We start from the raw sequence: 25,638 nt of genomic DNA, 5'->3' as shown, positions 1-25,638 counted from the left end.
TCCAGCTGGCGGACCGAGGGCGTGTCCCGGCGACTGACGGCGAGGAGGACGAGGGCGCCGGCGAGCCCGACCAGATTTCTCGCCACGAGCGGGGCGCGGCCGGCCTCCGCGGTGTCGGCCCAGTCGAGCACGCCCCGTCTGGATAGAGTGACTCGCGCCACCCTCTTCACTGCAAGGCAGGACACATGATCGACGCACCCCTCGCCCAGCTCGCTGAGACGTACGCCCGTGACGTGCGGCTCGCCTCCACGAGCGGGGTCTCCGCCGAGCCGGAGGCGCAGCTGACGGTCCCGGTCTCCGAGTTCCTGCGCGCGTTCTCCTCCGTCACCGGGATTGGGGACCTCAGCCTGCTGCGAGAGGCCCAGCTCGACGGCGTGCGCCCGGACTTCGCCGCCCTGATCGACGGTCGCCCCTGCGGATGGGTGGAACTCAAGGCACCCGGCCACACGGTCATCGGAGAGAAGTGGCGCGGCCGGGAGAAGGGCCAGTGGGACCTGCTCTCCCAGCTGGACGCGCTGCTCGTCTCGAACGGAGACGAGATCGCCCTCTATGTCTCCGGCTCCCTTGTGGACACCGCGTTCCTGCCCGTCGACGGCGTCGCAGGCTGGGACGCGGACCGCCTGCGCACCGTCCTGGAACAGTTCACCCTGGCCCAGCCCCGGCCGATCACCCGAGTGAGCCAGCTCGCGGACCGCCTGGCCCCGCTGGCCCGCTTCCTTCGAGAGCGCCTCCAGGAAGGCCTGTCCAACAACTACCGCTCGGTGCGGGAGGCGAAGGCGGCCTGGGACCACACGGTGCACCACACAACCACGGACGCCCAGTTCGCCGGCGACGTCGCCCAGGTGGTGGCCTACTCCATGGCCATCGCCGGTCTCTCCGGCCAAGCGGACCGGAACGCCGACGGCGTGGTGACGCTTGAGGAGGCCAAGCACGCCCTGGAGACGGCCCACCGCAATGTTCTGGCGGCGTCCCTCGGACCGATCATCGGCATCCCGGCGCTCATGGAGTACATCGCCCCGGAGGTCGGGGCCATCATGCGGCTGGTGTCCAGCATGGACGTGGCCGCCATCGAGCGCTCCACGGACTCCCGTGGTGAGCCGTGGCTGTGGTTCTACGAGGACTTCCTCCAGCGCTACGACCCGGCCGCCCGTAACCGCGCGGGTGTCTACTACACGCCGATCAGTGTGGTGCAGTGCCAGGTGCGCGTGGTGGACGCGCTGCTGCGGGAACGTTTCGGTCAGACCCTGGGCTTCGGCGCCCCCTCGGTGGTGACGCTGGACCCCGCGACGGGCTCCGGCACCTACCCGCTGGCGGTCATCGACCGCGCGGAGGCAGCGGCCCGGGAGGAACGCGGCCCGGCGGGGGTGGCCCAGGTGGCCAAGAACCTCACGAAGAACCTGCTGGCCTTCGAGCTGCTGCCCGGCCCATACTCGGTGGCGCACCTGCGCATCGGCCAGCGGCTCGCTGAGGCGCAGGGTCACGCCTTCCAGGCGGAGGAGATCGGCGTGTACCTGACGGACACCCTGGAGGACCCCTCGGCGGGCATGGAGGCGGGACTGTTCGGCGACGCGCGGGTCCTCGCCGAGGCCGCCGAGGCGGCCCGCCAGATCAAGCGGGACCGGCGCATCACCGTGGCCATCGGCAACCCGCCCTATGACCGGGTGACCTCCGGCACCGGCGGCTGGGTGGAGCACGGGGACGGCGAGGACGCGCTGTTCGACGACGTGATCGGCCCCGCCCAGGAGCAGGGAGTGATCTTCTCCGCCCAGGCCTCGCTGTACAACCTGTACGTGTATTTCTGGCGGTGGGCCATCTGGAAGGCGTTCCAGCAGGACCCCGGGGACCAGGCGATCATCTCCTTCATCACGGCATCCTCGTGGTTGACCGGCCCGGCCTTCGTGGGTCTGCGCGATCTGGCCCGTCGGACGGCCAGTGAGATCTGGGTGATGGACCTTGGCGGCGAGGGCCGCGGGGCCCGCCAGGAGGAGAACGTCTTCGACATCCAGACCCCGGTCGCGATCGTGACTTTGGTGCGCACCGGCAAGGCCGCCCGGGAGGCATCGGTGTACTACCGGCGCTTCCGGGGCACGCGCGCGGAGAAGTTCGCGGCCCTGGACGAGGTGGCCCGGTTGGATCCCGGCGACGCCCTGTGGGAGCGCCTGCCCGGTTCGGCGGGCGACCCCTTGGCACCGGCCAGCGGCGGGGAGGACTGGGCGGCCATGCCCGCCCTGGCGGACCTCTTCCCCTGGCAGCAGCCGGGGATGATGTACAACCGCGCCTGGCCCGTGGCATCCGATCAGGAGACCCTCCGCCGGCGGTGGCGAGAGCTGTTGGCCGACCCGTCCGCGGACGCCCGCGCGGAGAAGTATGTGACGGGCAACTCTGGGCGCACCGTCCACACCGCCGTGAACGGCATGACCCCACTGGCGGAACTGCCCACCGACGCCCCGCACCGGCCGATCGTCCGCGTGGCCTGGCGCTCCTTTGACCGCCAGTGGACCTTCGACGATCCTCGATTGATCAACCTGGAACGCCCCGCTTTGTGGCAGGCGCTTTCCGACCGGCAGCTCTTCCTCGTCTCCCCTATGACCGCACGCACCAGCGGCGGGCCGGCGGTGACCGTGGCCACGGCCGTGCCGGACAAGCACTACTTCGTCGGCTCCTACGGCGGCAAGGACGTCATCCCCCTCTACCGGGACGCTGAAGCCGCTCAGCCCAACGTCACCGGCGGGCTGCTCCCGCTGCTGGGGGAGCGCTACAGGCAGGAGGTCACACCGGAGGACCTGGCCGCCTATGTCATGGGCGTCGCCGGCCACGACGCCTACGTCCAGCGGTTCGACGAAGCCCTCGAAGGCAGCCCCGTCCGCGTGCCGCTGACGGTCGACCCGGCCCTGTTCGCCCGTGCCGTGGAGCTGGGTAAGCGTCTGCTGTGGCTGCAGACCTACGGGGAGCGGTTCACTGGTGTAGACCGCCCCGCCGGCCGCGTACCCCGCATTCCTGGCCTGGGTTGGGAAGCCCCCGTGACGGCCTTGCCTGCCTCCCCGCGGGCCGTGTCCTACGACCCTGCAACCCAGCGGCTAAAGGTGGGGGACGGCGTCGTCACCGGCGTGAGTCCGGAGGTCAGGGCCTTCGCCGTGTCCGGCATGAACATCCTGGACAAGTGGCTCGGCGCCAGGACGGCCACCGGCATCGGCCGCGCCGCCGGCAAGGCAGCCACCCCGCTGGACCGTATCCGCCCCACCGAGTGGGCAGACGAGTGGAACGACGAGCTGCTCGATCTGCTCCGAGTGCTGACCGAGACCGTGTCACTGGGTGGCGACCAGGCAGACCTCTTGGACGAGATCCTCGCCGGGGACCTGATCCCGGCGAACGAACTCCCGGAACCGACCCCGGCCGAACGGAAGGTTCCCAAGACGATCAAGCGGGACTTCTCCACTGCGCAGGAGGAGATGTTCTGATGGACGCTGCGAACGTCATCGCCCTCGTGGTCTCCGTGTTGGCGCTCCTGGCCGCGGCATGGTCCGCCGTGGAGTCGTGGCGGTTGCGCCAGATCGAGAAGGGCCGCGACGAGCGGCAGGACCTGCGCGAAAAGCAGGAACAGGCACGCCAGGTCGCCGCGTGGATGTGCGTCGCCGCCCGGATCAATGACGAGTTCGGCGCCCCACCCACGCGGCGCTGGTTCCTCGCCGTGGAGAACTCCTCCCAGGTCCCGGTCTACGGGGCACGGGCCACGGTGGCGTCGAAGTATCCCGTTCCCGATCTCACCGCCGCCATGCTGCCTCCAGGACGCACCTACTTCGAACTGAGCAAGAACGAGTGGGGCTACGGCGTCCAGGCGGATGAACTGGACGTGGTCCCCCGGCCGCTGACCAACGCCGAACGGTTCCGGGTGACCGCCTTCACCTTCACCGACGCCGCTGGCGACCGCTGGTCCCGCGACCACCAGGGTCGGCTCTCAGCGACAAGTGGGAAAGAGTCTGAAGCGACTGATTGAGGGACAGGCAGGCAAGGGACCTGGACCAGCTCCATGCACAGCTCCGAGCCGACCACCTGCAGGCGGTGCCGGAGCAGCTCGAGTTCCATGGCCTGCGGTGTTTAACGGCAAGGACGACTGGACTGCCGCCCCCGTCGGCGTCCGCGCATGGGCCAGCCAACGCGCCGTCGAACTCATCGCCGCGCACACCCCGTGGTTCGGCTTCCAGGGTGTCGACGTCGACAGGCTGCGTCAGCGGCCTGGATGGGAAGACGCCAAACCGCACATCGTGGTGTCCGCTCAGCTCTTGAACCGCGTGCACCGGAGGACGTCCCTGCGTGCGGACGGCCTCCTGGTGATCGCCGATGACCACCACCTCCGCGATGACAGCCGTCTGACCTACCGACGCATGCGAGCCGCCTCGGTACAGGGCCTCTCCGACGGAGCACTCGACCACCTGTTGGACACGATGTACTTCGGCCCTTCGAACCAGAGCCGCCTGCTGCAGGCCGTGGACGTCCTGACGTACTTCGAGCAGCGCCGCCGCCATGTCACTGAGCGCCACCGCGATGCCGTTCGCCGAATGAACGCCATCGGCCGATCGCTGAACAAGATCCGTCAGCACTCTTACGTCTGGACCCCTTGAACGCAGACACACGAAACCCCCGCTCGAAGGCGGGGGTCCGGTTGGACGGAAGACGCCGAAGCGCGTCCCGTGATGTCCAGTGTACTCGCCTCTGAGGACTCCCGACAGGGACATCCCGTTCGGGACCACGCCGCTCCACCCCGCCTCCCCGCTTGGACGCCCCCACTACCCTGGATCCCATGCCCGACACCCCGCAGCCCCCCGCCGTTCCCGCGCACCCGGACCACTTCGGCTTCGAGGTGACCCACCGCCTGGAGACCCCCGGGCACGACGGCGCCCCGCTGGGCCGCACGGGCGTCATCACCACGCCGCACGGGCGGATCCAGACGCCGGCGTTCATCCCGGTGGCCACGCAGGCCACGGTCAAGGCGGTGCTGCCGGAGTCGATGAAGGACCTCGGCGCGCAGGCGCTGCTGGCCAACGCGTATCACCTGTACCTGCAGCCCGGTGACGACCTCCTGGACGAGGCCGGCGGCCTCGGCGCGTTCATGAACTGGCCCGGGCCGACCTTCACGGACTCGGGCGGCTTCCAGGTGATGAGCCTCGGCTCGGGATTCAAGAAGGTCATCGACATGAAGGGCCCCGGCGCGCCCGAGGGGCAGGGCGCCGACGACGCCGTCGCCCCCGGCAAGGAGCGCCTGGCCAACGTCGACGACGACGGCGTCTGGTTCAAGTCCCACCTCACCGGGGACCGACACCGGTTCACCCCCGAGGTGTCCGTGGGCATCCAGCACAACCTCGGCGCGGACATCATGTTCGCCTTCGACGAGCTGACCACCCTGCACAACTCCCGCGGCTACCAGGAGGAGGCGCTCGAGCGCACCCGCCGCTGGGCCCAGCGCTGCCTCGACGAGCACGCCCGCCTCACCGGGGTCCGCGCGGCGCGGCCGTACCAGGCGCTGTTCGGCGTGATCCAGGGGGCCCAGTACGAGGACCTGCGCCGCAAGGCCTGCCGCGACCTCGCGGGGATGCGGGCCGAGTTCCCGGCCGCGGGGGAGCTCGACGGCGTGACCTCCGGCTTCGACGGCTATGGCGTCGGCGGGGCCCTGGAGAAGGAGAACCTCGGGACCATCGTGGGCTGGTGCGCGCAGGAGCTGCCCGAGGACAAGCCGCGCCACCTGCTGGGCATCTCCGAACCCGATGACCTGTTCACCGCCGTCGAGAACGGCGCCGACACCTTCGACTGCGTCTCCCCCACCCGTGTGGCCCGCACCGGCGCGTTCTACACCCGCGACGGGCGCTACAACCTGCCCGGGGCGAAGTACCGCCGCGACTTCGGCCCGCTGGACCCCGAGTGCGACTGCTATACGTGCGCCCACTACTCCCGCGCGTACCTGCGGCACCTGTTCAAGGCGAAGGAGATGGTGGCGCACACGCTCCTCTCCATCCACAACGAGCGGTTCACGGTCTCGCTCGTGGACCGGATCCGTGCGGCCATGCAGGACGGCACGCTCGCCGAGCTCAAGGCCGAGACCCTCGGCCGGTACTACGCCCCGAAGGGCTGAGGGGCGCTGGGTGCGCCGGCACGCTGCGGGGGGGAGCCAGCACGCTGCGACGGGCGCGAGCCAGACGTTTCTGCTGTTCTGAGGGGGCTGTCACGACCGATTCGTCTGGCTCGGCGCCGCTCGGACGCGTGGAAGACGTGAGCCAGACGATTCAGCGGCTCCTGCACAGGGCCGCGGGCGCAGCTCGCCCTCCACGGCCCTCGCGGTCGCGGCGCCGGGTCCGCTGGTGGAAGGGGAGGCTGGCGGCATGGTCGCCCCTCCTCCGCACCACGACGCCGCCCCCAGCCCCGTCTTCCCGGTCGCCGCGGGGCTGCAGGCCGGCCTGACGGCCTCGCAGCTGCGCGGCCCCCGATTCGACGCCCCGCACCACGGGCTGCGGCACACCGCCGGGGGTCAGCCCTCACTGGCCGACGCCGTCCGCGCCCTCCAGCGGACGAACCCCGGCACCGCGGCCACCCACGCCACCGCCGCTCGCCTCTGGGGGATGTGGCTGCCGCGGCAGTGGGAGCGCGGCCCCATCCATCTGGCGCGCACGCGGGCCGAGGGCGGGGCGCCGCGCCGCAGCGGCGTCGTCGGGCATGAACTGCACCCGCAGGACCCCGTGCTGGTGCGTGCCCGGGTGCGGATCACGACGCCGGCCGCCACCTGGGCGGCGCTGGCGCAGCTGGGTCTGCCGTTGGCCGACGTCGTCGCCGCCGGGGACAGCCTGCTGCAACGGGCTGACGGCCCGGCGGGCCGACGTCGTCCCGGCGACCATCCACGGTGCACCGTGCGTGATCTGGAGGCGGAGGTGCTCCGGGTGCGTGGGCGGCGAGGGACGCGGACCCTGCGGGCGGCCCTGCCGCTGCTCAGGGACGGCGCGGATTCGCGGGCCGAGACGCTCCTGCGACTGGCGCTGGCCGACGCGGGTGTGCCGGAGCCGGAGGTGAATCCGCTGCTGATGCTGAGCGACGGGTCCACCGTCCGGCCGGACCTGGTGTGGCGCGAGGCCCACGTCTGCGTGCAGTACGAGGGCGATCATCACCGGACGGACCCGCGGCAGTGGCGCCGTGACATCGAGCGCGACCGCCGGATGCAGGCCGAGGGGTGGATCGTGCTGCGCGTGACCGCCAGCGTCTTCACTCGGCGCGGTCTCGACGCCCTGCTGCGCGACCTCGCCGCCCACCTGCGGCTCCCTCTGCCTGCGTGAGCCAGACGAATCGGCCGCCGAGCCAGACGAATCGGCGGCAGGGGGGCGTGCGCACCAGCAGAAATCTCTGGCTCACGCCGCCGCCCCCGCTCGCGTCATCTCACACGAACGCGCCGACCCCCGTGATCTCGCGGCCGATGATCAGCCCCTGCACGGTCTCGGTGCCCTCGTAGGTGTGGATCGCCTCGATGTCCGCGAAGTGGCGGGCCACCTCGTTCTGGATGAGGATGCCGTTGCCACCGAGCAGGTCGCGCGCGTTCGCGGCGATGGACCGCGCGGCGCGCGTCGCCGAGTACTTGGCCATGGACGCCATCGGCCCGGTGAGCCGTCCCTCGTCCTCGAGCCGGGTCGCACGCAGCACGAGCAGCTGCACCTGGGTGAGCTGGGAGAGCATCTCGGCCAGGCGGGTCTGCACGCTCTGGGCGGCGGCCAGCGGTCGGCCGAACTGGACGCGCTGCCCCGCGTAGTGCACCGCCGCCTCGTAGCAGCCCACGGCCTTCCCGAGGGCGGACCACGCGACCCCCACGCGCGTGGCGAAGAGGACGCGGGAGGTGTCCTTGAAGGAGCGGGCCTCGGGCAGGACGTCGGCGTCGGGCACGAACACGCCGTCGAGGGTGATGTGGGCCTGGTCGATGGCCCGCAGCGCGACCTTGCCCTTGATGACCTCGGCCGTGTAGCCCTCGGACTCCTGGCGCACGATGAACCCGCGGACCTTCTCGTCCTCGGCGCTGCGCGCCCACACCACGGTCACCCCGCCGGCGGCCCCGTTGCCGATCCACTTCTTGTGCCCGTGCAGCCGCCAGCCGCCGTCGACGCGCTCGGCGCGGGTCTCCAGCGAGACCGAGTCGGAGCCGTGGGTCGGCTCCGTGAGCGCGAAGGCGCCGTAGAGCTCGCCGCGCGCCATGGCCGGCAGGTGCTCGGCGCGCTGCTCCTCGCTGCCGCACAGCTGGATCGAGCGCATGGCCAGACCGCCCTGCACGCCCGTCATCGTGGCGATCGAGCCGTCCAGGCGCGAGAGCTCCATCATGGCCAGGCCCGCGGCCACGCGGGAGATCTCGGGCAGCCCGTCCACGGGGACGCCGTCGCGCAGCAGGTCGGCCTGGCCCAGGCGGGCCACGAGGTCGAGCGGGTACTCGTGACGGTCCCACGCCTCCCGGATCCGGGGCAGCACGTCCGGCTCGAGCGCGAAGGCGCGGGCCCGACGCCACACGTCCTTCTCGGCGTCGGAGACGTCCGCGAGCGCGAGGTAGAAGTCGGTGTCCAGCGGCGTGGCGACGTCGTACTCGGGCTCGACGGTGGGCAGGGTCTCGGTCATGGTGGCCTCCCGGGCGGGGTCGGAGAGATGGGTGTGTCCGTCATCACCCTACACCGACTGACACGCCATCTCACAGAATCAGACGCAGTCTCACCTCCTCTCCGCGCCCGTGGCACCATGGCCCGCATGACGACGCCCGCCGAGGACACCCTCACCGCCCTGATCCACCTGCTGGACCGCGAGGGCTACGACGCCGTCACGGCCGACCAGCTCGCCCGCCAGGCCGGCATGAGCCGGGCCAGCTTCTTCCGCCACCTCGGCGGGAAGGAGGAGGTGGTCTTCGCCGACCACGCGGCGCTGCTCGCCCGCCTGGACGACTTCCTGCGCGGCACCTCCCTCGGCGTGCGGGAGGCCCTGGAGGAGGCGGTCCTCCAGGTCTTCCGGCATCACACCGCCGATCCGGACCGGGCCCGGGCGCGCTCCCGCCTGCTGCGCGGCTCCCAGTCGCTGCGCACGCGCGAGCTGCTCACCTCGCACCGCTACACGGAGCTGTTCTCCGGCTGGCTCGCCACGGCCCTGCCGGACACGCCCGCGCGCGGCGGGGTCGCCGTCGGGCTGGCGGCGGCCGTGGTGGCCGTCCACAACCGCGCCCTGCGGGCGTGGCTCCACGCCCCGGCCGACGACGCCGAGGCCGGCCTGCGCGCGGACCTCGCGGAGGTCATCGCGCGGCTCACGGCCGAGCCGGCCGAGGCCGAACGAACGCTCGCCGCCGTGCGCCGACTCCTGGGCTGACGCCCCGCCCTCAGCGGCCGGCGACCTGCGCGTTCTCCGCCCCGAACGCGGGCGGGTAGCGGAACTCGCCGGCCGGCACCTCGGCCCCGTCCTGGAGCGTGAGGACCTGCAGCGCCTCGGGCTGCCGGGCGAAGGCCGCGTGCACGCCGTGCTCGGAGGCCCGGTGGAAGCCGAACTTCGCGTAGTACTCGGGCCAGCCGTAGACCACCACGACCTCCTCGCCGTCGGCCTGCGCCTTCTGCAGCAGGGCGTTGACGAGCGCGGTGCCGGCGCCCTCGCCCTGATGCTCGGGCAGGACGCCGTGAGGGGCGAGGGCGAGCACTTCGGCGTCGTCGATGTGGGCCCGGACCAGGGTGCCGTAGCCCATCGGGTCCGACTGCAGGTCCGTGCCGGGGATCGCGGCCGTCATGGCCACGAGGGAGTACTGGGGCAGCCAGCCCTCCGCGCCGCCGGCGAGCTCCTCGACGAGGTCGGCCTCGGCCGTGGACGCGAAGGCGAGTTCGGCGATCTGGCGGACGGCGCGGCGGTCCGCCGGATCGTCGTGATCGGCCTCGCGGGTGGACCAGCGGTGACCGAGATCCTGGCCGGCGGGGACGTGGGCGGCGCGGTAGCCGGGGGTCTGGATGCTGTTCTGCTCGGCGCTCATGCGCTCACCGTAGCCAGGGTGTGACCCCGGATACAGGGACGGCGCCCTGCGTCACGCTCGTGACGCGGGCGCCGTCGCCTCCTCCGGCCGGGGGCGGGCTCAGTCGATCTGCAGCTCGCCCATCGGGCCGAAGCCCTCCGCACCGACCTGCTCGGAGATGATCTGGGGCGTGCTCGCCAGCAGCGGGCGCATCGCGTCCAGGCCCTCCTGGAAGTGCGGGGACGCGACGTGGGCCTGCGCACCCTCGTCCGTGAACCCCTCGAGCAGGAAGTACTCGTTCGGGCCGCCTTCCACCGGGCGGTACCACTCGAAGAACAGGTTGCCGGGCTCGGAGCGCACGTCCGCGGTGTACTTCGCGACGGCGTCCATCCACTCGTCGGCACGCTCGGGCTGGACGGTGAACTTCAGGTTGATGAGGATCATGCCGTCCATTCTGGTCCACCCGGCACGGCCGCGGCACGGCCTCGCGTCCGCCGCGCGCGGAACCGCCGGGCCAGCAGCCACAGGCCCACGACGACGGCGACCACCAGCACGGCGACCAGCACCGGCAGGAACAGCGCGGCCGCGACGAGGCCGGCCGCCGAGACGTCCTCGGCCGCCGAGAGCACGGGCGCGGCGGCCCCCACCGTGACCGTGTCGGCTCCCACGACCGTCTGGACGACGTCGTTGACCGCGTCCACCCCGGGGATCTTGTCCGCGACGAGCTCGAGCGCGAGCAGGGCGCCGAGGATCCAGAGGGAGGCGTCGGCGGAGAGCCACGTCCACCCCGCGGGCAGGTCGACGAGCCCCGTGAACCGGTCCAGCAGACCCAGGGCGAGCAGGGGGATGTAGGCGTTGAGCCCGGCCGAGGTGGCCAGGCCCGTGCCGGTGAGGAACTCGAGCACGTCCGTCCCCGTCCTTCGCGGGTCGCTCGGGGCGCCCGGGCGGACGCTCCGGGTCCGAGGACCCTCGTTCCCCGGTGAACACCGCCGGCCGTCGGGCGCTTCCCGTCCGGGGTCGGTCCTACCATGGGCGCATGCCCCAGACCGCTCACTCCCCCCAGCACTCCGCCTCCGCCCCCGCGCTCGCCCTGACCATCGCCGGGTCCGAGGCCACCGGCGGCGCCGGCGCCCAGGCCGACCTCAAGACGTTCCAGGAACTCGGCGTCTTCGGCATCGTGGCGCTGACCTGCATCGTCTCCTTCGACCCGGAGGACGACTGGAACCACCGCTTCTTCCCCGTGCCCACCGAGATCCTCCAGCAGCAGCTCGACGCCATCCAGGGCGACTACCCGGAGCGGCTGCGCACCGTGAAGCTGGGCATGCAGGGCTCCCCGGAGGTCATCCGCACCTCGGCCGCGGCCCTGCGCCGCGCCGAGTGGGACCACGTGGTCCTGGACCCCGTGCTCATCTGCAAGGGCCAGGAGCCGGGCCACGCCCTGGACACGGACCAGGCGCTCAAGGCCGAGCTGCTGCCGCTGGCCACCTTCACCACCCCGAACCACTTCGAGACGGAGCAGCTCTCCGGCATGACCGTGCGCTCGGTCGAGGACCTGACGGCGGCCGCTCGGCGCATCCACGAGATCTCCGGCGCGGCCGTCCTGGCCAAGGGCGGGATGCACCTGCCCGGCCCGGACGCCGTGGACGTGTTCGTGGACGGGGACACCGTGGAGGTGCTCTCCGCCCCGAAGATCGGCCAGTCCGGCGTCTCTGGTGCGGGCTGCTCGCTCGCCGCCGCCGTCACCGCCGAGTTGGCCAAGGGTGCCACCACGCTCGAGGCCGCGCGCCGCGCCAAGGAGTTCGTGCGAGCCGGCATCGCGCAGGCGGTGGAGGGCCGCACGCCGTTCGCCGCCCTGTGGCAGGGCGGCCTGCGCTCCGCTTGAGCGCGCACGTGGGCCGCTGACTCGTCCTGAGCCGGGCGGTGCGCCACACTGGGGGCATGAAGCTCCCCTCCCCCGCCCCTTCCGCCCCCGGCGAGGTCCACCACTCGGCGTCGTCCGTTCCCGTCGACGGCGTCGAGGCCGTCTTCCCCGCGCTGCGCCAGCGCGCCCTCGCCCCGGGCGGCCGGCTCTACGGGCTGGCGGCGGCGGCCGCGGTCGGCGGGCTCACCCTGCTGGATCCGCACGCCCGCCGAGGGCGCGAGCGTCGGGCCCTCGCAGAGCTCGAGGCCGCCGTCAGCGGCACGGTCCTCGCGGCCGAGACCGCCAACGCCCTCCACACCGCCGCGATCGCCGACGGCGAGGTGGCCCCCTCCCCCGCCGCGCGTGCCCTGCGCGGGCTCGGCGGGCTGGCCGTCGGCGGCGCGGTCGCGGCGGTCACGCTGCGTGCCACCGGCCTGAACGACCGGATCGACGGTGCCCTGGTGCGCGGGCTCCAGCGGGTCGGCGTCCCCGCCCCGCGCGTCGCGCTGGCCGCAGCGGCCTCCCTGGCGATGCTGCTGGCCAACGAGGACGCCCGCCGGACCCGCCGCGACGCCGTCGAACTCGCCGTCACCGGACCCGCCGGCCTGGACGAGGACCCGGTCGACGAGGTCGAGCCGGAGGCCACCGCCGAGCTGCCGGTCGAGGTGCGCGTGCTGCTCGAGACCCTGCTCGACCCGGCGCTGGCCGAGGGCCGGGACCTGCCCGGGGCTGAGGCGCTGCGCTCCCAGCTGCCGCACGCGCGCACCGTCGCATCGGTGGCCGAGGCCATCCGTGAAGCCGGCGAGGTCCCGGACTGGGTGCCGCTCGTCGTCCAGACCGACGACGACGTCCGGCGCGCGGTGCCGAACGACTGCGTCTGGCCCGTCCGCGGCCGCTTCGCCTCCGGATCCGCCGGAGGACACGAGCTCGAGCTGCGCCTGCAGGTGATCGACGGGGAGATCGGCGCCCTGACGGTGACCCTGCCCGCGGACGCCGAGGCGGACAGCGACGCCTGGGACGCGTTCCAGGAGATCGAGTCCTTCCCCGGCGTCGAGGACCTGGCCTTCCACGTGGACGGCGACCGGCGCGCCTGACCGGGAACTCTCCCGGGGCCCGTCCAGCCCGGCCCACTACAGTGGGGACCCGCCCGACGTCGTCGATCCCCCTCCCGGAGAGTTCCCGCCATGACCACCCCCGCCCCGGTCGCGTCCGCCGCCCGTGCCCGTCGCCGCGCGGCCCGTTCCGGCCCCCGCCCGCAGCTGCGCATGGGACTGAACGGGTTCCTCGTGGCCTGGCTGCTGCCCAACCTCGTGATGGCCGCCGTGGTGGCGATCCTGGCCGTGGTCCCGGGCCTGCAGGCCTTCGGCAGCTTGACACCGCTGCTGACGGTGGTCGGGGTCGCCGGGCTGGTGGTGGGGCTGCCGCTGTGCCTGCTCGTGAACTGGGCGTTCCGGCACGTGCTCAACCAGTGGGTCCACGTGCTGGCGTACGCGCTGATCGGCATGCTCTACGGCCTGGTGGTGCTCACGCAGGGCGCGGCGGGCATCCTGCCGATGCTCATCCCGGTGATCGGCTTCCCGGCCGCCGTGCTCATGGCCCTGGGCCGGACGGCGGCCCGTCCCCTCGTCCGCACGGTCACCCCGGAGCCGTCGCCCGCCGAGCCGGCCTGAGCACGCCCGACAACGAGAAAGGACGATGGCCGGATGGCCATCGTCCTTCTCGGAACCGCGTCCGGGGCCCGCATCCCCTCAGGCATGTATCCCGGCTCGTGATTCGCACTGTGCACCGTCTCAATGGGGCATGACCCACTCTAGGAGGGACGACGGCGCCCCCGACAGTGGCGGAAGGTGCAGACTTTCGGGCCCTGATGTGATGCAGGTCACATGGGTCTGGTCCGCCGCTGCGACGGCGTCGGCCTCGTCAGACGGACCTGGGGAGCACCGCGCGCACCCGCCACCCCCAGCCCCCCGGCCCGGCCTCGATCGTGCCGCCGAAGGTGGCCACGCGATCCCGCATGGAGTTCAGGCCCACACCGGAGGAGTTCCACTGCGGCGGGCCGGACCGCTCGGTGACGGTGTTCTCCACCTCGAGCACCACGTCCGGCCCCGCGTCGCGGAGTTCGATGCACACGCGCGCGCCCTCGCCGGCGTGCTTGGCGACGTTCGTGGTGGCCTCCTGGAGCACCCGGTGCAGGGTGGAGCGCACGGAGATCGGCATCGCGTTCTGGTCGCAGCGGACGTCCGTCTCCACCGTCATTCCGAGACTGCGCAGCTCCTCGGCCAGTTGGGCCACGGACAGCACCGGATCCGCGGACGTCGCCCCGTCCGCGCCCCCCGCGGCGCCCGGCTCACCGCTCGGGTCCACGATCCCGTCCTCCTGGAGGATGGAGAGCATGCGCCGCAGGTCCCGCAGCGCGTCCTTCGCGGAGTCCCCCACCACGTCCAGCACGCCCTGAGCCGCCTCCGGGGCGCCGAGGTAGCGTGCCGTCCGAGCCTGCATCGAGATGATCGTGAGGTTGTGCGCGACCACGTCGTGCAGGTCGCGGGCCAGGGAGCGACGCTCGGCCTCGGCGGCCAGCCGGGCCCGCTCCTCCGCCTCGAACACCCGGCGGCGATCCCGCTCCCGCCGGGTCAGGCTCTCGCGGATGAAGAGCCCGCCGCCGAGGCCCATGGACATGAGCAGCAGGATGAACCACGTCGCGTTCGACTGACCCACCGCGAACGGCTGGGCGACGCCCCAGGTCAGTGCCAGGACGGCGGCCGTGACGACGAACCCCCAGGAACGGGCGGTCGCCGCGACGGCCCCGAGGACCACGGGCGCGACGACGGCGAAGAGCACCTCGGAACCGCCGACGACGGTCGCGACGGCCCCGGGCAGGAGCAGGGCGAAGCCCACCGTGCTGCGCCACCACTGGGCGAGGAAGGCGCTGGTCGCCGACGCGATGGCGATCCCGTCCAGGACCGGGATGACGCCGTGGCCCGGGCCGAACAGACCGATGTCGGACGCGGTCGAGGCGAGCAGGAACGCCGACCCGAAGGCGAGATAGAGGCGGCTCAGCGGCGCCGCGGCCCAGAACGCGCGCCACCGCAGGCTGCGCGCCTGACGCCACGCCGAAGAGCGGCGCGCCCGGGAGGGCGCGCCGCTCCGGACGGAGGGGGTCGATGGGCTCGAATCAGGCATCGGGGGCGGACCGCCCCGGGGTCAGTCGCACCAGATGCCGAAGTGGCGGCACGTCCACTCCGCAGTGCCTTTGCCGAGGCCCAGGGTCGTGACGACGTCGTCCTCGGCCGAGGCCGCCGAGGCGGCGGCGGCCGGAGCGCCGACGAGGGTGGAGGCGAGAAGGAGAGCGGAAGCGAGGAGAGCGCGAGTCTTCATGGCCCCAGTATGTATGACGCCCGTCACAAATGGTGCACGCCGCGCACAGGCCGCGCCGCGGCATGGCGCAGATGACGGCCGGCGGGCACCCCGGCCTCGCCCCGACGCCGACAAGGTGGCATGCGCCACAGCACCGGTTACGCTGACGTGCGTGTCCGAAGAGCTGCGCATCCTGATCGCCGACGACCAGCCGCTCATGAGCGGCGCGCTCCGCGTGCTCGTCGACTCTGCCCCCGGCATGACCTGCGTGGGTGTGGTCGCCAACGGCGTCGAAGCCGTGGAGGCGTGCGCCGCCATCGAGCCGGACGTGGTCCTGATGGACATGCAGATGCCCCTGATGGACGGGGTGGAGGCCACACGCCGGATCAAGGACACCCACCCCGCGATCCGGGTCCTGGCGATCACCACGTTCACGTCCGAGGACTACCTCGTGCCGGCCCTGCGCGCCGGAGCGGGCGGCTACCTCCTCAAGGACGCGGAGCCGCCGGCCATCCTGGGCGCCATTCAGGCCGTCCATCGCGGCGAGTCCGTGCTCTCCCCCGCCGTGGCGACCAAGCTGCTCGCCTCGATCGAGCGGGACCGGCCGACGGTGGGCCCCACCTCGGTGCAGCCCGGCAGCCCCGACGGCTCCGACCTCACCGAGCGGGAGCTGGGCGTGCTGCGGCTGCTGGCCAGGGGTCAGTCGAACCCGGAGATCGCCGCGAACCTCTTCGTCTCCGAGTCCACGGTCAAGGCCAACCTCACGCGGATCATGGCCAAGCTGGAGGTCCGCGACCGCGTCCAGCTGATCATCCGGGCGGCCCAGCTCGGGCTCGTCACCCTCGCCCTGGACTGAGCGCGGCGGGGTCAGCCACGGGCCGCGATCTCGTTGCGCCGCGTGTTGAGGTCCTTCAGGACTTGCATCCCGTGCTCCACCACCGGGTCCGCCTCGGCCAGGAGCGACTCCTTGGCCGGCCCGTAGGCGAGGTCGGCGAACGTGCCGTTCTCCGGGTCGAGGGCCCGTATCTCCTGCTGCACCAGGCGCACCTGGTCCAGGCCGGCCGCGTACTCCACCGCTCGCTCGTCGATCTTCGTCAGGGACGCCTCCGCGTCCTCCGGGATCTGCTCCAGGGCGAACTGGGCCTCGTAGAGCCGGTTCTGGTACGTGCAGGGCTCCTCGATGTCGTAGAGCCCCACGCCGCGACCCACGGCCTCCTGATTGGCCTGGGCGATCTCCTCCGCCAGGCGCTTGCCGACGGCGACCTCCGTGGGGGCGGCCATGCCGGCCTCCGCCATGGCCACGTTGACGGTGCCGCCGCCGATCGAGATGACCGCGCTCTCCATCCCCTCGGGCGCGCCCTCGTCCGAGGTGGTCATGCTCGCGGTCGCCCCCTGCGGGAGCCGATCACGCAGCCAGGAGTAGGACTCCTCCCCCATGCAGAGGTTGGGGCCGACCTTGAGGCCCTCCGGGTTGCGGCCCGCGCTCGTGACGCCGGCGAGGACCACGGTCCGCTCGGTGCCGCCTTGGTTCACCACCACGGTGTTGCCGTCCAGCACGGTGACGATGTCCACGCGGGCGGCGTCGGCGGCCACGCCGCGGAGGACGGTGACGATGCCCAGCAGGAGCAGGACGGCGGCGACGGCGAGGAAGACCAGCAGCCCCTTCAGGGGGACCCGGGCACGGGCGGCGACGTGAGTCATGCGGACTTCCTGCAGGTGGACGGCGGGACGGGGGGCCGCGACGACGGCCCGGAGCCCGAGTCTAGCGAAGGGCCCCGGGACCGCCGAGCGGCGGGCCGAGGGACGGCTGCGTCGGGCTCAGCGCTCCCGGCGGTAGAACGGCGTGGCCACCACGGTGAACGGCTCGCCGCGGCCGCGCAGGTCCACCTGCAGGGACGTGCCCTCGGCGGCCACGTCGCGGCGGACACGGGCCAGGGCGATGGGGTGTCCGAGGGTCGGGCTGGGGGCGCCCGAGGTCACCTCGCCCACCCGCTCGCCGGACTCGTCCAGCACGGCGTAACCGTGCCGGGCGGCACGCCGACCCGCGCCCTGCAGCCCCACGAGGACCTCCTCGACGTCGTCCCTGCCGACCAGCGCGGATCGTCCGACGAAGTCGGCCTCCTTGCTCGCGGGCACCGCGAAGCCGACGCCAGAGGCGTGCGGCTGGTGCCCGGTGTCCAGCTCGTTGCCGTAGAGCGGCATGCCCGCCTCCAGGCGCAGCGAGTCCCGCGAGGCGAGCCCGCACAGCGTCAGCTCCACGCCCGCCTCGTCCGCGGCCGAGAGCATCGTGTTCCACACGGCGGAGCCGCGGTCGCCGGCCTCGGCGGTGGAGGCGGCGGGCAGGAACAGCTCGAAGCCGTCCTCGCCGGTGTAGCCGGTGCGGGCGACGACGGCGATGACGTCACCGGCGTCCGTGGGCACGGTCAGGGTCAGGTGGCCGTAGTACTTCAGCTCGGCCAGCTGCGCCGCGGCCTCCGGCATGGCCCGGGCGAGGATCTTCTCGGCCTGCGGGCCCTGCACGGCCACGAGGGCGGTGGTCGAGGACTCGTCCTCGACGACGGCGTCCCAGCCCGACGCCCGCTGGTTCAGGGCGGTGTGGACCGCGGCGATGTTGCCGGCGTTGGGCACCACCAGGTAGTCGGGCTCGGAGCCGGCCTCGCCGTCGTCCATCCGGTAGACGATCGTGTCGTCGAGGATGGTGCCGGCGTCCGTCAGGCACAGGGCGTACTTGGCGCGGCCGGGCTTCAACGTGGAGAGCACGCTCGAGAGGGCGTGGTCCAGCATGGCCCCGGCCTCCGGGCCGGTGACCCGGATCTCGCCCATGTGGGAGAGGTCGAACAGGCCTGCGGAGGTGCGGACGGCCTTGTGCTCGGCCAGCTCGGAGCCGTACTTCAGGGGCATGTTCCAGCCGCCGAAGTCCGTGAACGTGGCGCCCGCGGCCTCGTGGACCGGGTGCAGCGGGGAGTTGCGCGTCGAATCGCTCATGGGGGTGATCCTCTCAGTCCTCGTCGGCGGTGTCGGCCACGGCGCCCTCGAACGCCTCGGGCGGCGGGCACGAGCACACGAGGTTGCGATCGCCGTAGGCGCCGTCGATGCGGCCCACCGGCGGCAGGTACTTGTCCAGACGCAGGCTCGGCACCGGCGTGCCCGCCTGGGCGCGCGAGTAGGGGCGATCCCACTCGTCGGCCATCAGGACGTTGAGGGTGTGCGGGGCGCGACGCAGGACGGAGTCCGCCACGGTCTCCGGGGTGACGGCGGTGATCTCGGCGTGGATGGCCTCCATCGCCTCGATGAACCGCTCGATCTCCTCGAGGTCCTCGGACTCGGTGGGCTCCACCATGAGCGTGCCGGCCACGGGGAACGCCAGGGTGGGGGCGTGGAACCCGTAGTCGATGAGGCGCTTGCACACGTCCTCGGCGGTCACGCCCGTGCGGGCCGTGAGCTCGCGCAGGTCGAGGATGCACTCGTGCGCCACGAGGCCGTCGTTGCCCGTGTACAGCGTCGGGTAGAGGGGCGCGAGGCGGCGGGAGATGTAGTTGGCGCCCAGCAGCGCGTGCGCGGTGGCGGAGCGCAGGCCCTCGGCGCCCATCAGGTGGATGTAGGCCCAGGAGATGGGCAGCACGCCGGCCGAGCCGTGCGGGGCCGCGGTCATCAGGGCCTCGCGGGAGGGCAGGTACGGCACCAGGTGCTCGCCCACCGCCACGGGGCCCACGCCCGGGCCCCCGCCGCCGTGCGGGATGCAGAACGTCTTGTGCAGGTTCAGGTGGGAGACGTCTCCGCCGAACTCGCCCGGCTGGGCCAGGCCCACGAGCGCGTTGAGGTTGGCGCCGTCGATGTACACCTGGCCGCCCGCGGCGTGCACCGTGGCGCAGACCTCCTTGACGTCGGCGTCGTACACGCCGTGCGTGGAGGGGTAGGTGATCATGATGGCCGCGATGCGGCCCTCGTTGGCCGCGATCTTGGCGCCCAGGTCGGCGGCGTCGATCGTGCCGTCGTCGGCGGTGGCGACGACGACGACCTTCAGCCCCGCCAGCACGGCCGAGGCCGCGTTGGTGCCGTGGGCGGAGGCCGGGATCAGGCAGATGTCCCGCTCGCCCTCGCCGCGGGCCAGGTGGTACTGGCGGATGGCCCACAGGCCCGCGAACTCACCCTGCGAGCCGGCGTTCGGGGCCACCGAGACGCCCGCGTAGCCGGTGATCTCGGCGAGCTTGGACTCCAGGTCCGCGATCAGGAACCGCCAGCCCTCGGTCTGGTGGTCGGGCGCGAACGGGTGGATGGAGCAGAACTCGGGCCAGGAGATGGCCTCCATCTCCGCGGTGGCGTTGAGCTTCATGGTGCACGAGCCCAGCGGGATCATGGTGCGGTCCAGCGCCAGGTCGTAGCCGGAGAGGCGGCGCAGGTAGCGCAGCATCTTCGTCTCCGAGTGGTGGGTGTTGAACACCGGGTGCGTCATGAACGCGGAGGAGCGGCGCAGCGACTCCGGCACGGCCGGGGTGGCCACGGCGCCCTCGTGCGCGGAGGCCGGCAGGGAGCCCGCGTCCAGGCCGAACGCCGTCAGGACGGCCACGAGGTCGGCGTCGACGGTGGTCTCATCGGCGGCAATCCGCAGGGTGTCCGCGTCCACCAGGCGCAGGTTCACGCCGTTCTCCTCGGCGGCCTGCAGGACCTGCTCGGCCCGGCCGGGCACGCGGACGGTGATCGTGTCGAAGAAGTGCTCCTCGGCGACCTCGACGCCACCGGCCCGCAGCGCCTCCGCCAGGCGGACGGCCTGGGCGTGGGCGTGGCGGGCGATGCGGGCGATGCCCTGGGGGCCGTGGTAGACGGCGTACATCGAGGCGACGATCGCGAGCAGCGCCTGGGCGGTGCAGATGTTGGAGGTGGCCTTCTCGCGCCGGATGTGCTGTTCGCGCGTCTGGAGGGCGAGGCGGTAGGCGGGCTTGCCGGCGTCGTCGTGGGAGACGCCCACGAGGCGGCCCGGCATGCTGCGCTGCAGGCCCTCCTTCACGGCCATGTAGGCGGCGTGGGGGCCGCCGAAGAACAGGGGCACGCCGAAGCGCTGCGTGGAGCCGACGGCGATGTCCGCACCCTGCTCCCCGGGCGGAGTGATCAGGGCGAGGGAGAGGATGTCCGCGGCGACGGTCACGAGGGCGCCGGCCTCCTTGGCCTGCGCGATGACGGCGGCGTGGTCGTGGATGCGGCCGGAGTCGCCGGGCTGCTGCAGCACGACGCCGCACAGGCCCTTCTCCTCGACCTCGGCGCGGACGTCCTCCGGGATGCCTGCGGAGAGGTCGGCCACGCGCACGTCGATGCCCACGGCCTCGGCGCGCAGGCGCACCACGGAGAGGGTCTGCGGGAAGAGGTCCGCGTCGAGGAGGGTGACGCCGTCGGTCCTGCGACGGTTGGCACGGTGCATGAGGAGCACGGCCTCGGCGGCGGCGGAGGCCTCGTCCAGCAGGGAGGCGTTGGCGATGTCCAGGCCGGTGAGGTCCTGGACCATCGTCTGGTAGTTCAGGAGGGCCTCGAGGCGGCCCTGGGAGATCTCCGGCTGGTACGGCGTGTAGGCCGTGTACCAGGCCGGGTTCTCCAGCACCTTGCGGAGGATGACGCCCGGGGTGACGGTGTCCGAGAAGCCCTGCCCGATCATCTGGGTCTTCATGACGTTGCGGCCGGCGATCTCGCGCAGCTGCTCCAGGACCGCGGACTCGGTCAGCGGGGCGGGCAGCTCGAGGGGCTTCGGCTGGCGGATGCCGGCGGGGACGGCGGTGTCCACGAGGGCCTCGAGCGAGTCGTAGCCCAGGGTCTGCAGCATGTGCTCGACGTCCGCGGGGCGCGGGCCGATGTGGCGGGCCACGAAGGGGGCCGAGGCGGCGTCCTTGGGCTCGACGCGCTCGTGGGGCAGCGCGGTCGTGCTCTCGGTGGTCTGGGGGCTGGTCACGGGGTACCTCCGGGGGGATCCTGCCGTGGTCACGGCGTGGGTCTGCTCCTCCCCGCTCTGTCATGGACCTGAGAGTTTCCGACGCCCGGGTGGGCGGCTTGCACCGTCGGTGGTCTCGGTCCGGACGCGGGCGCGGCGGAGTGAGACGCTTTCCAGAGCGCCTGACCCCACGCGGTACGGATGCCTGAGAGATTCCCGGGGAGGGTTTGCTCCTTCGGCGGCCTGCTCACGCGGCCGGCCGGGGCAGGACGCGCGCCGACGCTCTCCCGCGCGGGGCATGCGGCGTGCCGCCAGTATCCCACACGTGTAGGCCGCGTCACAGGGCGACCGGGAGGGGCCGGACGGGGCGTGTCGAGGTCTTTCGTTGATGAAACGGCGGCGTGTCGAAGCGCTTTCGTTCAGGAAACGGGTGACGGGAGGAATGACTCAGTCGCATGCCGTCGGCTCACGACAGTCGGTAAGGGACGTCATTCGGCGGCGCGCGTCATCGCCGGGCCTCAATCCCACAGCCCGGCAAGCCCGCCCAGCTGGTAAACCGCGAGCCCGATGACGACAAGACAGACAAGCCCTCCCAGGGCGTTGGCCAGTGGGCCGTTCCGATGCGAGCCCATCAGCCGACGACTGTTCATCACGACCATCAGGAATACGGCCACGATGGGCAGGAGAAGCCCGTTCGCCGCCTGTGCGATGACGATGACCTCCGTGGGATTCGTTCCCGTCAGGGCAATGAGGGCACCGATCGCAAGGACTGCGCCCCACACGATGCGAGCAGGGACGCTGCGCAGATCGGTGTCCTGGCCCAGTGTGCCGGCAATCGCGTACGCCGCGCCGAGCGGGCCGGCTACGGCGGACGTGAACCCGGCCGCGAACATGCCCGCCGCGAACACCCAGCCAGCCGCGTCCCCGAGGAGGGGTTCCAGGGCGGAGGCGAGGTCCCGACCGGTCTCGGCCTGCATGCCCTTGACGTACATCCCACCGAACGCCGTCGCCATCACGGCCAGAGTGATTACACCTCCGACGGAGATCGACACCGCCGTGTCCGTCCTCGCCGCTCGGAGAGATTCCCGCGAATCCAGACCCGGCCCCCATTTCTCCTGCACCAAACTCGCGTGCAGGAAGAGGTTGTAAGGGACCACGGTGGTCCCGATCAGTGCGACCGCCAGCAACGCCGTGCCTGGTGGCAGCCGGGGAATGAACATGCCCATCAAGAGGTCGCCGATCGGAGGCTGAACTAGGACAGCTGTGACGATGAACAGCAGCCCCAATAACCCGACCATGACGGTCAGCACCCGCTCGATCAGTTTGTAGCTGCCTGTCCAGAGCAGAATGCCGATCGTGAGGACGATCCCGATGACGACCACGGGCTGACTGAGTCCGGTCACACTAGTCAAGGCGAGGGCGGTGCCGACTGTGTCACCACCGGCGTAGGACGCCCCTCCGATGCCGATCGCCGCGACGACGAGGATCGCCATGACAAGTCGTGCCGGCACCGAGGAGAACACCTCGCGCAGAGCGTGTCCGAGACTCATGCGGGTCGCGAGGCCCAACCGTCCCGACATCTCCTGCAAGACGATGGTGGCCAAAATTGAGAAGACGACAGCCCAGGCCAGGACGAATCCCTGCTCGGCTCCGGTAACGATGGAGGTTGTGATGGTCCCCGGCCCGATGAAGGACGCGGCGATGATTAGCCCCGGACCGAAACGACTAGGCCTCTCGTCTTGGGGCAACACCTCATTGGAGAACCGGCCATCCCTCGCCTGCGTTGCCATCGCGTCTCCTCCATCTCCGGCCCGCATGGGTCAAGATGAAGCGTATGCCGGGTATGATGCACATCATAGTGGATCTGGACTATTTCATCCCATATGAGCCCCCACGTGTTGCCCCTTATGGTCTGAGACGGGCATCCCTACGATGGAGCCAGGGCTACGGCCCTTTGCCCGACCCGCAGAGCTCGCCGAAAGGAACGCCATGTACACCCGTAGCCGGAACGACGTCGAGAAGGTCGAGTGGGGCGGAGGCACCTCCGAACGCCTCATCACCGCGAAGGACGAGATGGGTTTCGCCGTCGCCCACACGATCGTGCGCGCCGGATCGTCCTCGAAGCTCCAGTACCGCAACCACAAGGAGGCCTGTTACTGCATCGCGGGCAACGGCTCCGTGGTGGAGCCGGACGGCACCGTCCACGAGATCACGCCGGGTGTCATCTACGTCCTGCCGGACCACGAGCCGCACGACCTGCGCGGCGGCACCGAGGACATGCACCTGATCTCGGTGTTCAACCCCGCCATCACCGGCGACGAGAAGCACACCCTGTCGGAGGACGGCTACTCCAGCTACTGAGCCCGGGCACGGTGACGGGAGGCGTCGACGACGGCGCCTCCCGCGTCGGCGCCGACGGCGGCGTCCGGTCGTAGGGTGGCGGGGTGCTCAACCTGTGCGCCCCCGAGCGCACCGTGCGCCGCAACACCCACCTGGCGCTGGTGCTGACCGCGATCGCGGGGATCCTCAACTCCGTGGGCTTCGTCGCCGTGGCCACGTACACGTCCCACATGACGGGGATCGTGGCGTCCATGGCGGACGCGGCGGTCCTCCACGCCCCGGGTCTGGTCGGCACGGGCCTGCTCGCGCTGGCCATGTTCATCCTGGGCGCGGTCGTCTGCGCGCTGGTGTTCAACTGGGGCCGGGTCAACGGCCTCCGCTCGCGCTACGCCAACATCCTCCTGCTCGAGGGCGTCGGCATGCTGGTGTTCGGCCTGCTCGCCGAGCACGTCCGCGATGCGCACCGGCCGCTGGTCGTGGTGGCCGTGCTGTGCTTCACCATGGGCCTGCAGAACGCCTTGATCACCCGCATCGGGGCGTGGCCGATCCGCACCACGCACGTGACGGGCATGGTCACGGACATCGGCGTCGAGCTCGGCAAGATCCTGTACCGCAACGGCCCCGGGGCCGCGGCCCCCGTCGTCGGGGAACCGCGGCGCGTGGGACTGCTGGCGCTGCTCGTGGCCCTGTTCTTCCTGGGCGGGGTGGCGGGCGCGGCCGGCTACCTCTGGCTGGGCTTCGAGGTGGTCATCCCGGTGGCCGGCGTGCTGCTGCTCATCGCCCACCGCCCGCTGATCCAGGACCTGCAGGACGCGTGGCTCACACGAAAGCCGAGACGCCGGTGAGGGCCCGCCCCACGATCAGGGTGTTCATGCCGTAGGAGCCCTCGTAGGAGTAGATGGCCTCCACGTCCCCCATGATCTTGGCGATCTCGTGCTCCGTGAGCAGGCCGTTGCCGCCGAGGGCGTCGCGGGCGAGCGCCGCCGAGGACCGGGCCAGCCGGGTCGAGGTGGCCTTGGCCATCGCCGCGTGCATCATCTCCATCCGCCCCTCCTGCCGCAGGGCGTCCACCTGGAGCATCATCCCGGCGGAGGCGGCCAGGTTGCCGGCGACCTCGGCGATCTGGGCCTGGATCAGCTGGAACGCGGCCAGCGGGCGGCCGAACTGCTCCCGCCGCAGCGCATAGGAGCGCAGCACGTCCAACACGCCCATCTGCGCGCCGACGCCCTGCCAGCCGACCCACATGCGCGAGTCGCGCAGCAGGGCGCGGGTGGCGGCGAAGGTGGTGGCGCCGGGCAGGATCGCGTCCGTGGGCAGGCGCACGTCCAGGGTGATGTCCGCGTTCTGCATGATCCGCAGGCCCATCTTCCCGCTGATCTTGGTGGCCTCGTAGCCGGGGGTTTCGGTGGGCACCACGAAGCCCTTGATCTCGCCGTCGGCGGTGTCGCGCGCCCAGACGAGCGCGACGTCGGCGATCGTGCCGGCCCCGATCCAGCGCTTGGCGCCGCGGATGACCCACTCGTCGCCGTCGCGGGTGGCGGTGGTGGCGAGGCCTCCGGCGATGTCCGAGCCGTGGTCCGGCTCGGTGAGGCAGAACGCGCCCAGGGCGTCGAAGGATTCGAGGCGCCCCTGCCACGTGGCCTTCTGACGCTCTGAGCCCAGGCCGGTGATCATGCCGAGGTTGAGCTCGTTGTGGATGCCCACGAGGGCGGACAGGGACAGGTCCACACGGGCGATCTCCGCGTGCACGAGCTGCTGGAACAGCGAGGACGAGCCGTCCAGGACGAGGCGCCCCAGACCCAGCTCGGCCAGGCCCGGCAGCAGGTCGAACGCGAACTCCTCGGCGTCCCAGTAGCGGCTCAGGTGCGGCCGCACGCGGGTCTGCAGATGGTCCTCGATCGCGTCGAGCCGGGCACGCTCGGCCGGCTCGAGGCGGTCCCGCAGGCGCAGCAGGTCCACGTGGGGCAGGCCGGGGGTGACGGCGGGCGCGCCGGAGGCGGGGACGGGGCGGTCGGCGATGGCGGTCATGGCTCTCCTTCGGGGGCGGTCCGACGACGGCGGGCGGTTTCGCCGCGAATCCGACTGTAGGACTTCCAACTATCCAGGTCTGCCAGTAGTGTTCCAGATCACAGGCCCCCGGCCAAG

The 25,638-nt window shown here is 72.0% G+C and carries 23 protein-coding genes and 1 riboswitch; of the genes, 12 read left to right on the top strand and 11 right to left on the bottom strand.

All coding sequences use genetic code 11. The features are described 5' to 3' along the window. Positions 1–185: 185 nt before the first annotated feature. From AC3RJ9_RS01325 to AC3RJ9_RS01305, 5 genes are all read left to right on the top strand, one after another. Positions 186–3,458 (top strand): type ISP restriction/modification enzyme, encoded by a 3,273-nt coding sequence (locus tag AC3RJ9_RS01325; protein ID WP_206495909.1) that lies wholly within the window; start codon positions 186–188, stop codon positions 3,456–3,458. Beyond that, complete coding sequence (locus AC3RJ9_RS01320; RefSeq protein ID WP_036316098.1) at positions 3,458–3,994, top strand: hypothetical protein; 537 nt, start codon at positions 3,458–3,460, stop codon at positions 3,992–3,994. Before AC3RJ9_RS01325 ends, AC3RJ9_RS01320 begins: the two co-directional genes overlap by 1 nt. A 97-nt stretch (positions 3,995–4,091) precedes the next feature. Then, a complete protein-coding gene (locus tag AC3RJ9_RS01315) occupies positions 4,092–4,619 on the top strand; it encodes a DUF3800 domain-containing protein (protein WP_012750724.1) in 528 nt (175 codons plus the stop codon). A gap of 179 nt (positions 4,620–4,798) precedes the next feature. Beyond that, the gene (gene tgt / locus AC3RJ9_RS01310; protein WP_078025372.1) at positions 4,799–6,124 is read left to right on the top strand and encodes a tRNA guanosine(34) transglycosylase Tgt; all 1,326 of its coding nucleotides are present in this window, start codon (positions 4,799–4,801) and stop codon (positions 6,122–6,124) included. Between the two features lie 247 nt (positions 6,125–6,371). After that, on the top strand, positions 6,372–7,313 hold the full coding sequence (locus AC3RJ9_RS01305) for an endonuclease domain-containing protein (RefSeq protein WP_123244220.1): 942 nt from the start codon (positions 6,372–6,374) through the stop codon (positions 7,311–7,313). Between the two features lie 100 nt (positions 7,314–7,413). Here the strand turns inward: AC3RJ9_RS01305 and AC3RJ9_RS01300 are convergent, their stop codons facing one another. Then, positions 7,414–8,628 carry an acyl-CoA dehydrogenase family protein gene (locus AC3RJ9_RS01300; RefSeq protein ID WP_020624825.1) on the bottom strand — a complete coding sequence of 405 codons (1,215 nt, stop codon included), beginning with the start codon at positions 8,626–8,628 and terminating at the stop codon, positions 7,414–7,416. A gap of 126 nt (positions 8,629–8,754) precedes the next feature. Between AC3RJ9_RS01300 and AC3RJ9_RS01295 the strand changes: the two genes are divergently transcribed. Beyond that, the gene (locus AC3RJ9_RS01295; protein ID WP_036384906.1) at positions 8,755–9,360 is read left to right on the top strand and encodes a TetR/AcrR family transcriptional regulator; all 606 of its coding nucleotides are present in this window, start codon (positions 8,755–8,757) and stop codon (positions 9,358–9,360) included. A 10-nt stretch (positions 9,361–9,370) separates the two neighbouring features. Here AC3RJ9_RS01295 and AC3RJ9_RS01290 read toward each other — a convergent pair whose 3' ends face one another. The 3 genes from AC3RJ9_RS01290 to AC3RJ9_RS01280 form a co-directional block, all read right to left on the bottom strand. Next, positions 9,371–10,006, bottom strand: coding sequence for a GNAT family N-acetyltransferase (locus AC3RJ9_RS01290; RefSeq protein ID WP_044659065.1), 636 nt, complete (start codon positions 10,004–10,006; stop codon positions 9,371–9,373). Positions 10,007–10,105: 99 nt separating this feature from the next. Beyond that, entirely contained in the window at positions 10,106–10,429 is a 324-nt protein-coding gene (locus tag AC3RJ9_RS01285; protein WP_010079505.1) for a putative quinol monooxygenase, read from the bottom strand. Next, positions 10,426–10,890 (bottom strand): DUF4126 domain-containing protein, encoded by a 465-nt coding sequence (locus tag AC3RJ9_RS01280; RefSeq protein ID WP_044659066.1) that lies wholly within the window; start codon positions 10,888–10,890, stop codon positions 10,426–10,428. The genes AC3RJ9_RS01285 and AC3RJ9_RS01280 overlap by 4 nt, the downstream gene beginning before the upstream one ends. A 131-nt stretch (positions 10,891–11,021) precedes the next feature. On the opposite strand from AC3RJ9_RS01280, the gene AC3RJ9_RS01275 reads away from it, so the two are divergent. From AC3RJ9_RS01275 to AC3RJ9_RS01265, 3 genes are all read left to right on the top strand, one after another. Then, positions 11,022–11,867: a hydroxymethylpyrimidine/phosphomethylpyrimidine kinase gene (locus AC3RJ9_RS01275; protein WP_020624820.1), complete on the top strand. Its 846-nt coding sequence runs from the start codon at positions 11,022–11,024 to the stop codon at positions 11,865–11,867. A 56-nt stretch (positions 11,868–11,923) separates the two neighbouring features. After that, a complete protein-coding gene (locus tag AC3RJ9_RS01270) occupies positions 11,924–12,979 on the top strand; it encodes a hypothetical protein (RefSeq protein ID WP_020624819.1) in 1,056 nt (351 codons plus the stop codon). Positions 12,980–13,069: 90 nt separating this feature from the next. After that, positions 13,070–13,555 (top strand): hypothetical protein, encoded by a 486-nt coding sequence (locus AC3RJ9_RS01265; protein WP_020624818.1) that lies wholly within the window; start codon positions 13,070–13,072, stop codon positions 13,553–13,555. Positions 13,556–13,805: 250 nt separating this feature from the next. On the opposite strand, the gene AC3RJ9_RS01260 is transcribed toward AC3RJ9_RS01265, so the two are convergent. Continuing rightward, positions 13,806–15,065, bottom strand: a complete 1,260-nt coding sequence (locus AC3RJ9_RS01260; RefSeq protein WP_123244236.1) for a sensor histidine kinase — start codon at positions 15,063–15,065, stop codon at positions 13,806–13,808. A 21-nt stretch (positions 15,066–15,086) separates the two neighbouring features. Next, positions 15,087–15,260 carry a hypothetical protein gene (locus AC3RJ9_RS01255; RefSeq protein ID WP_002856694.1) on the bottom strand — a complete coding sequence of 58 codons (174 nt, stop codon included), beginning with the start codon at positions 15,258–15,260 and terminating at the stop codon, positions 15,087–15,089. A 151-nt stretch (positions 15,261–15,411) separates the two neighbouring features. Between AC3RJ9_RS01255 and AC3RJ9_RS01250 the strand changes: the two genes are divergently transcribed. After that, positions 15,412–16,095 carry a response regulator gene (locus AC3RJ9_RS01250; protein ID WP_002856693.1) on the top strand — a complete coding sequence of 228 codons (684 nt, stop codon included), beginning with the start codon at positions 15,412–15,414 and terminating at the stop codon, positions 16,093–16,095. 11 nt (positions 16,096–16,106) lie between these two features. Here the strand turns inward: AC3RJ9_RS01250 and AC3RJ9_RS01245 are convergent, their stop codons facing one another. The 4 genes from AC3RJ9_RS01245 to AC3RJ9_RS01230 form a co-directional block, all read right to left on the bottom strand. After that, the gene (locus AC3RJ9_RS01245; RefSeq protein ID WP_020624816.1) at positions 16,107–16,940 is read right to left on the bottom strand and encodes a thermonuclease family protein; all 834 of its coding nucleotides are present in this window, start codon (positions 16,938–16,940) and stop codon (positions 16,107–16,109) included. Positions 16,941–17,057: 117 nt separating this feature from the next. After that, positions 17,058–18,224: a glycine cleavage system aminomethyltransferase GcvT gene (gcvT, locus tag AC3RJ9_RS01240; RefSeq protein WP_113914151.1), complete on the bottom strand. Its 1,167-nt coding sequence runs from the start codon at positions 18,222–18,224 to the stop codon at positions 17,058–17,060. A gap of 13 nt (positions 18,225–18,237) precedes the next feature. After that, positions 18,238–21,174 (bottom strand): aminomethyl-transferring glycine dehydrogenase, encoded by a 2,937-nt coding sequence (gene gcvP, locus AC3RJ9_RS01235; RefSeq protein WP_113914150.1) that lies wholly within the window; start codon positions 21,172–21,174, stop codon positions 18,238–18,240. Between the two features lie 162 nt (positions 21,175–21,336). Further along, a riboswitch (glycine riboswitch) is annotated at positions 21,337–21,453 on the bottom strand. Positions 21,454–21,671: 218 nt separating this feature from the next. Further along, a complete protein-coding gene (locus AC3RJ9_RS01230; RefSeq protein WP_080694971.1) occupies positions 21,672–22,943 on the bottom strand; it encodes an Nramp family divalent metal transporter in 1,272 nt (423 codons plus the stop codon). Between the two features lie 199 nt (positions 22,944–23,142). On the opposite strand from AC3RJ9_RS01230, the gene AC3RJ9_RS01225 reads away from it, so the two are divergent. After that, the gene (locus tag AC3RJ9_RS01225) at positions 23,143–23,514 is read left to right on the top strand and encodes an ectoine synthase (protein ID WP_036338798.1); all 372 of its coding nucleotides are present in this window, start codon (positions 23,143–23,145) and stop codon (positions 23,512–23,514) included. Between the two features lie 83 nt (positions 23,515–23,597). Next, positions 23,598–24,338, top strand: a complete 741-nt coding sequence (locus AC3RJ9_RS01220; RefSeq protein WP_036338795.1) for a YoaK family protein — start codon at positions 23,598–23,600, stop codon at positions 24,336–24,338. Here the strand turns inward: AC3RJ9_RS01220 and AC3RJ9_RS01215 are convergent. Further along, a complete protein-coding gene (locus AC3RJ9_RS01215; RefSeq protein ID WP_123244235.1) occupies positions 24,313–25,521 on the bottom strand; it encodes an acyl-CoA dehydrogenase family protein in 1,209 nt (402 codons plus the stop codon). The genes AC3RJ9_RS01220 and AC3RJ9_RS01215 overlap by 26 nt on opposite strands. Between the last annotated feature and the right edge of the window lie 117 nt (positions 25,522–25,638).

This window comes from Micrococcus sp. 63XJN7_6_ISO-PGPR-S23-444 (genome assembly GCF_058072765.1).
Note: the sequence above shows the minus strand (reverse complement) of the source record. Positions and strands in the feature narration are given on the sequence as shown.

Excerpts from the sequence above, each read along its gene's own strand:
- AC3RJ9_RS01325 (WP_206495909.1), top strand. The coding sequence starts at position 186 with ATGATCGACGCACCCCTCGCCCAGCTCGCTGAGACGTACGCCCGTGAC.
- AC3RJ9_RS01320 (WP_036316098.1), top strand. The coding sequence starts at position 3,458 with ATGGACGCTGCGAACGTCATCGCCCTCGTGGTCTCCGTGTTGGCGCTC.
- tgt (WP_078025372.1), top strand. The coding sequence starts at position 4,799 with ATGCCCGACACCCCGCAGCCCCCCGCCGTTCCCGCGCACCCGGACCAC.
- AC3RJ9_RS01305 (WP_123244220.1), top strand. The coding sequence starts at position 6,372 with ATGGTCGCCCCTCCTCCGCACCACGACGCCGCCCCCAGCCCCGTCTTC.
- AC3RJ9_RS01300 (WP_020624825.1), bottom strand. The coding sequence starts at position 8,628 with ATGACCGAGACCCTGCCCACCGTCGAGCCCGAGTACGACGTCGCCACG.
- AC3RJ9_RS01295 (WP_036384906.1), top strand. The coding sequence starts at position 8,755 with ATGACGACGCCCGCCGAGGACACCCTCACCGCCCTGATCCACCTGCTG.
- AC3RJ9_RS01290 (WP_044659065.1), bottom strand. The coding sequence starts at position 10,006 with ATGAGCGCCGAGCAGAACAGCATCCAGACCCCCGGCTACCGCGCCGCC.
- AC3RJ9_RS01285 (WP_010079505.1), bottom strand. The coding sequence starts at position 10,429 with ATGATCCTCATCAACCTGAAGTTCACCGTCCAGCCCGAGCGTGCCGAC.
- AC3RJ9_RS01275 (WP_020624820.1), top strand. The coding sequence starts at position 11,022 with ATGCCCCAGACCGCTCACTCCCCCCAGCACTCCGCCTCCGCCCCCGCG.
- AC3RJ9_RS01270 (WP_020624819.1), top strand. The coding sequence starts at position 11,924 with ATGAAGCTCCCCTCCCCCGCCCCTTCCGCCCCCGGCGAGGTCCACCAC.
- AC3RJ9_RS01265 (WP_020624818.1), top strand. The coding sequence starts at position 13,070 with ATGACCACCCCCGCCCCGGTCGCGTCCGCCGCCCGTGCCCGTCGCCGC.
- AC3RJ9_RS01260 (WP_123244236.1), bottom strand. The coding sequence starts at position 15,065 with ATGCCTGATTCGAGCCCATCGACCCCCTCCGTCCGGAGCGGCGCGCCC.
- AC3RJ9_RS01255 (WP_002856694.1), bottom strand. The coding sequence starts at position 15,260 with ATGAAGACTCGCGCTCTCCTCGCTTCCGCTCTCCTTCTCGCCTCCACC.
- AC3RJ9_RS01245 (WP_020624816.1), bottom strand. The coding sequence starts at position 16,940 with ATGACTCACGTCGCCGCCCGTGCCCGGGTCCCCCTGAAGGGGCTGCTG.
- gcvT (WP_113914151.1), bottom strand. The coding sequence starts at position 18,224 with ATGAGCGATTCGACGCGCAACTCCCCGCTGCACCCGGTCCACGAGGCC.
- AC3RJ9_RS01230 (WP_080694971.1), bottom strand. The coding sequence starts at position 22,943 with ATGGCAACGCAGGCGAGGGATGGCCGGTTCTCCAATGAGGTGTTGCCC.
- AC3RJ9_RS01225 (WP_036338798.1), top strand. The coding sequence starts at position 23,143 with ATGTACACCCGTAGCCGGAACGACGTCGAGAAGGTCGAGTGGGGCGGA.
- AC3RJ9_RS01215 (WP_123244235.1), bottom strand. The coding sequence starts at position 25,521 with ATGACCGCCATCGCCGACCGCCCCGTCCCCGCCTCCGGCGCGCCCGCC.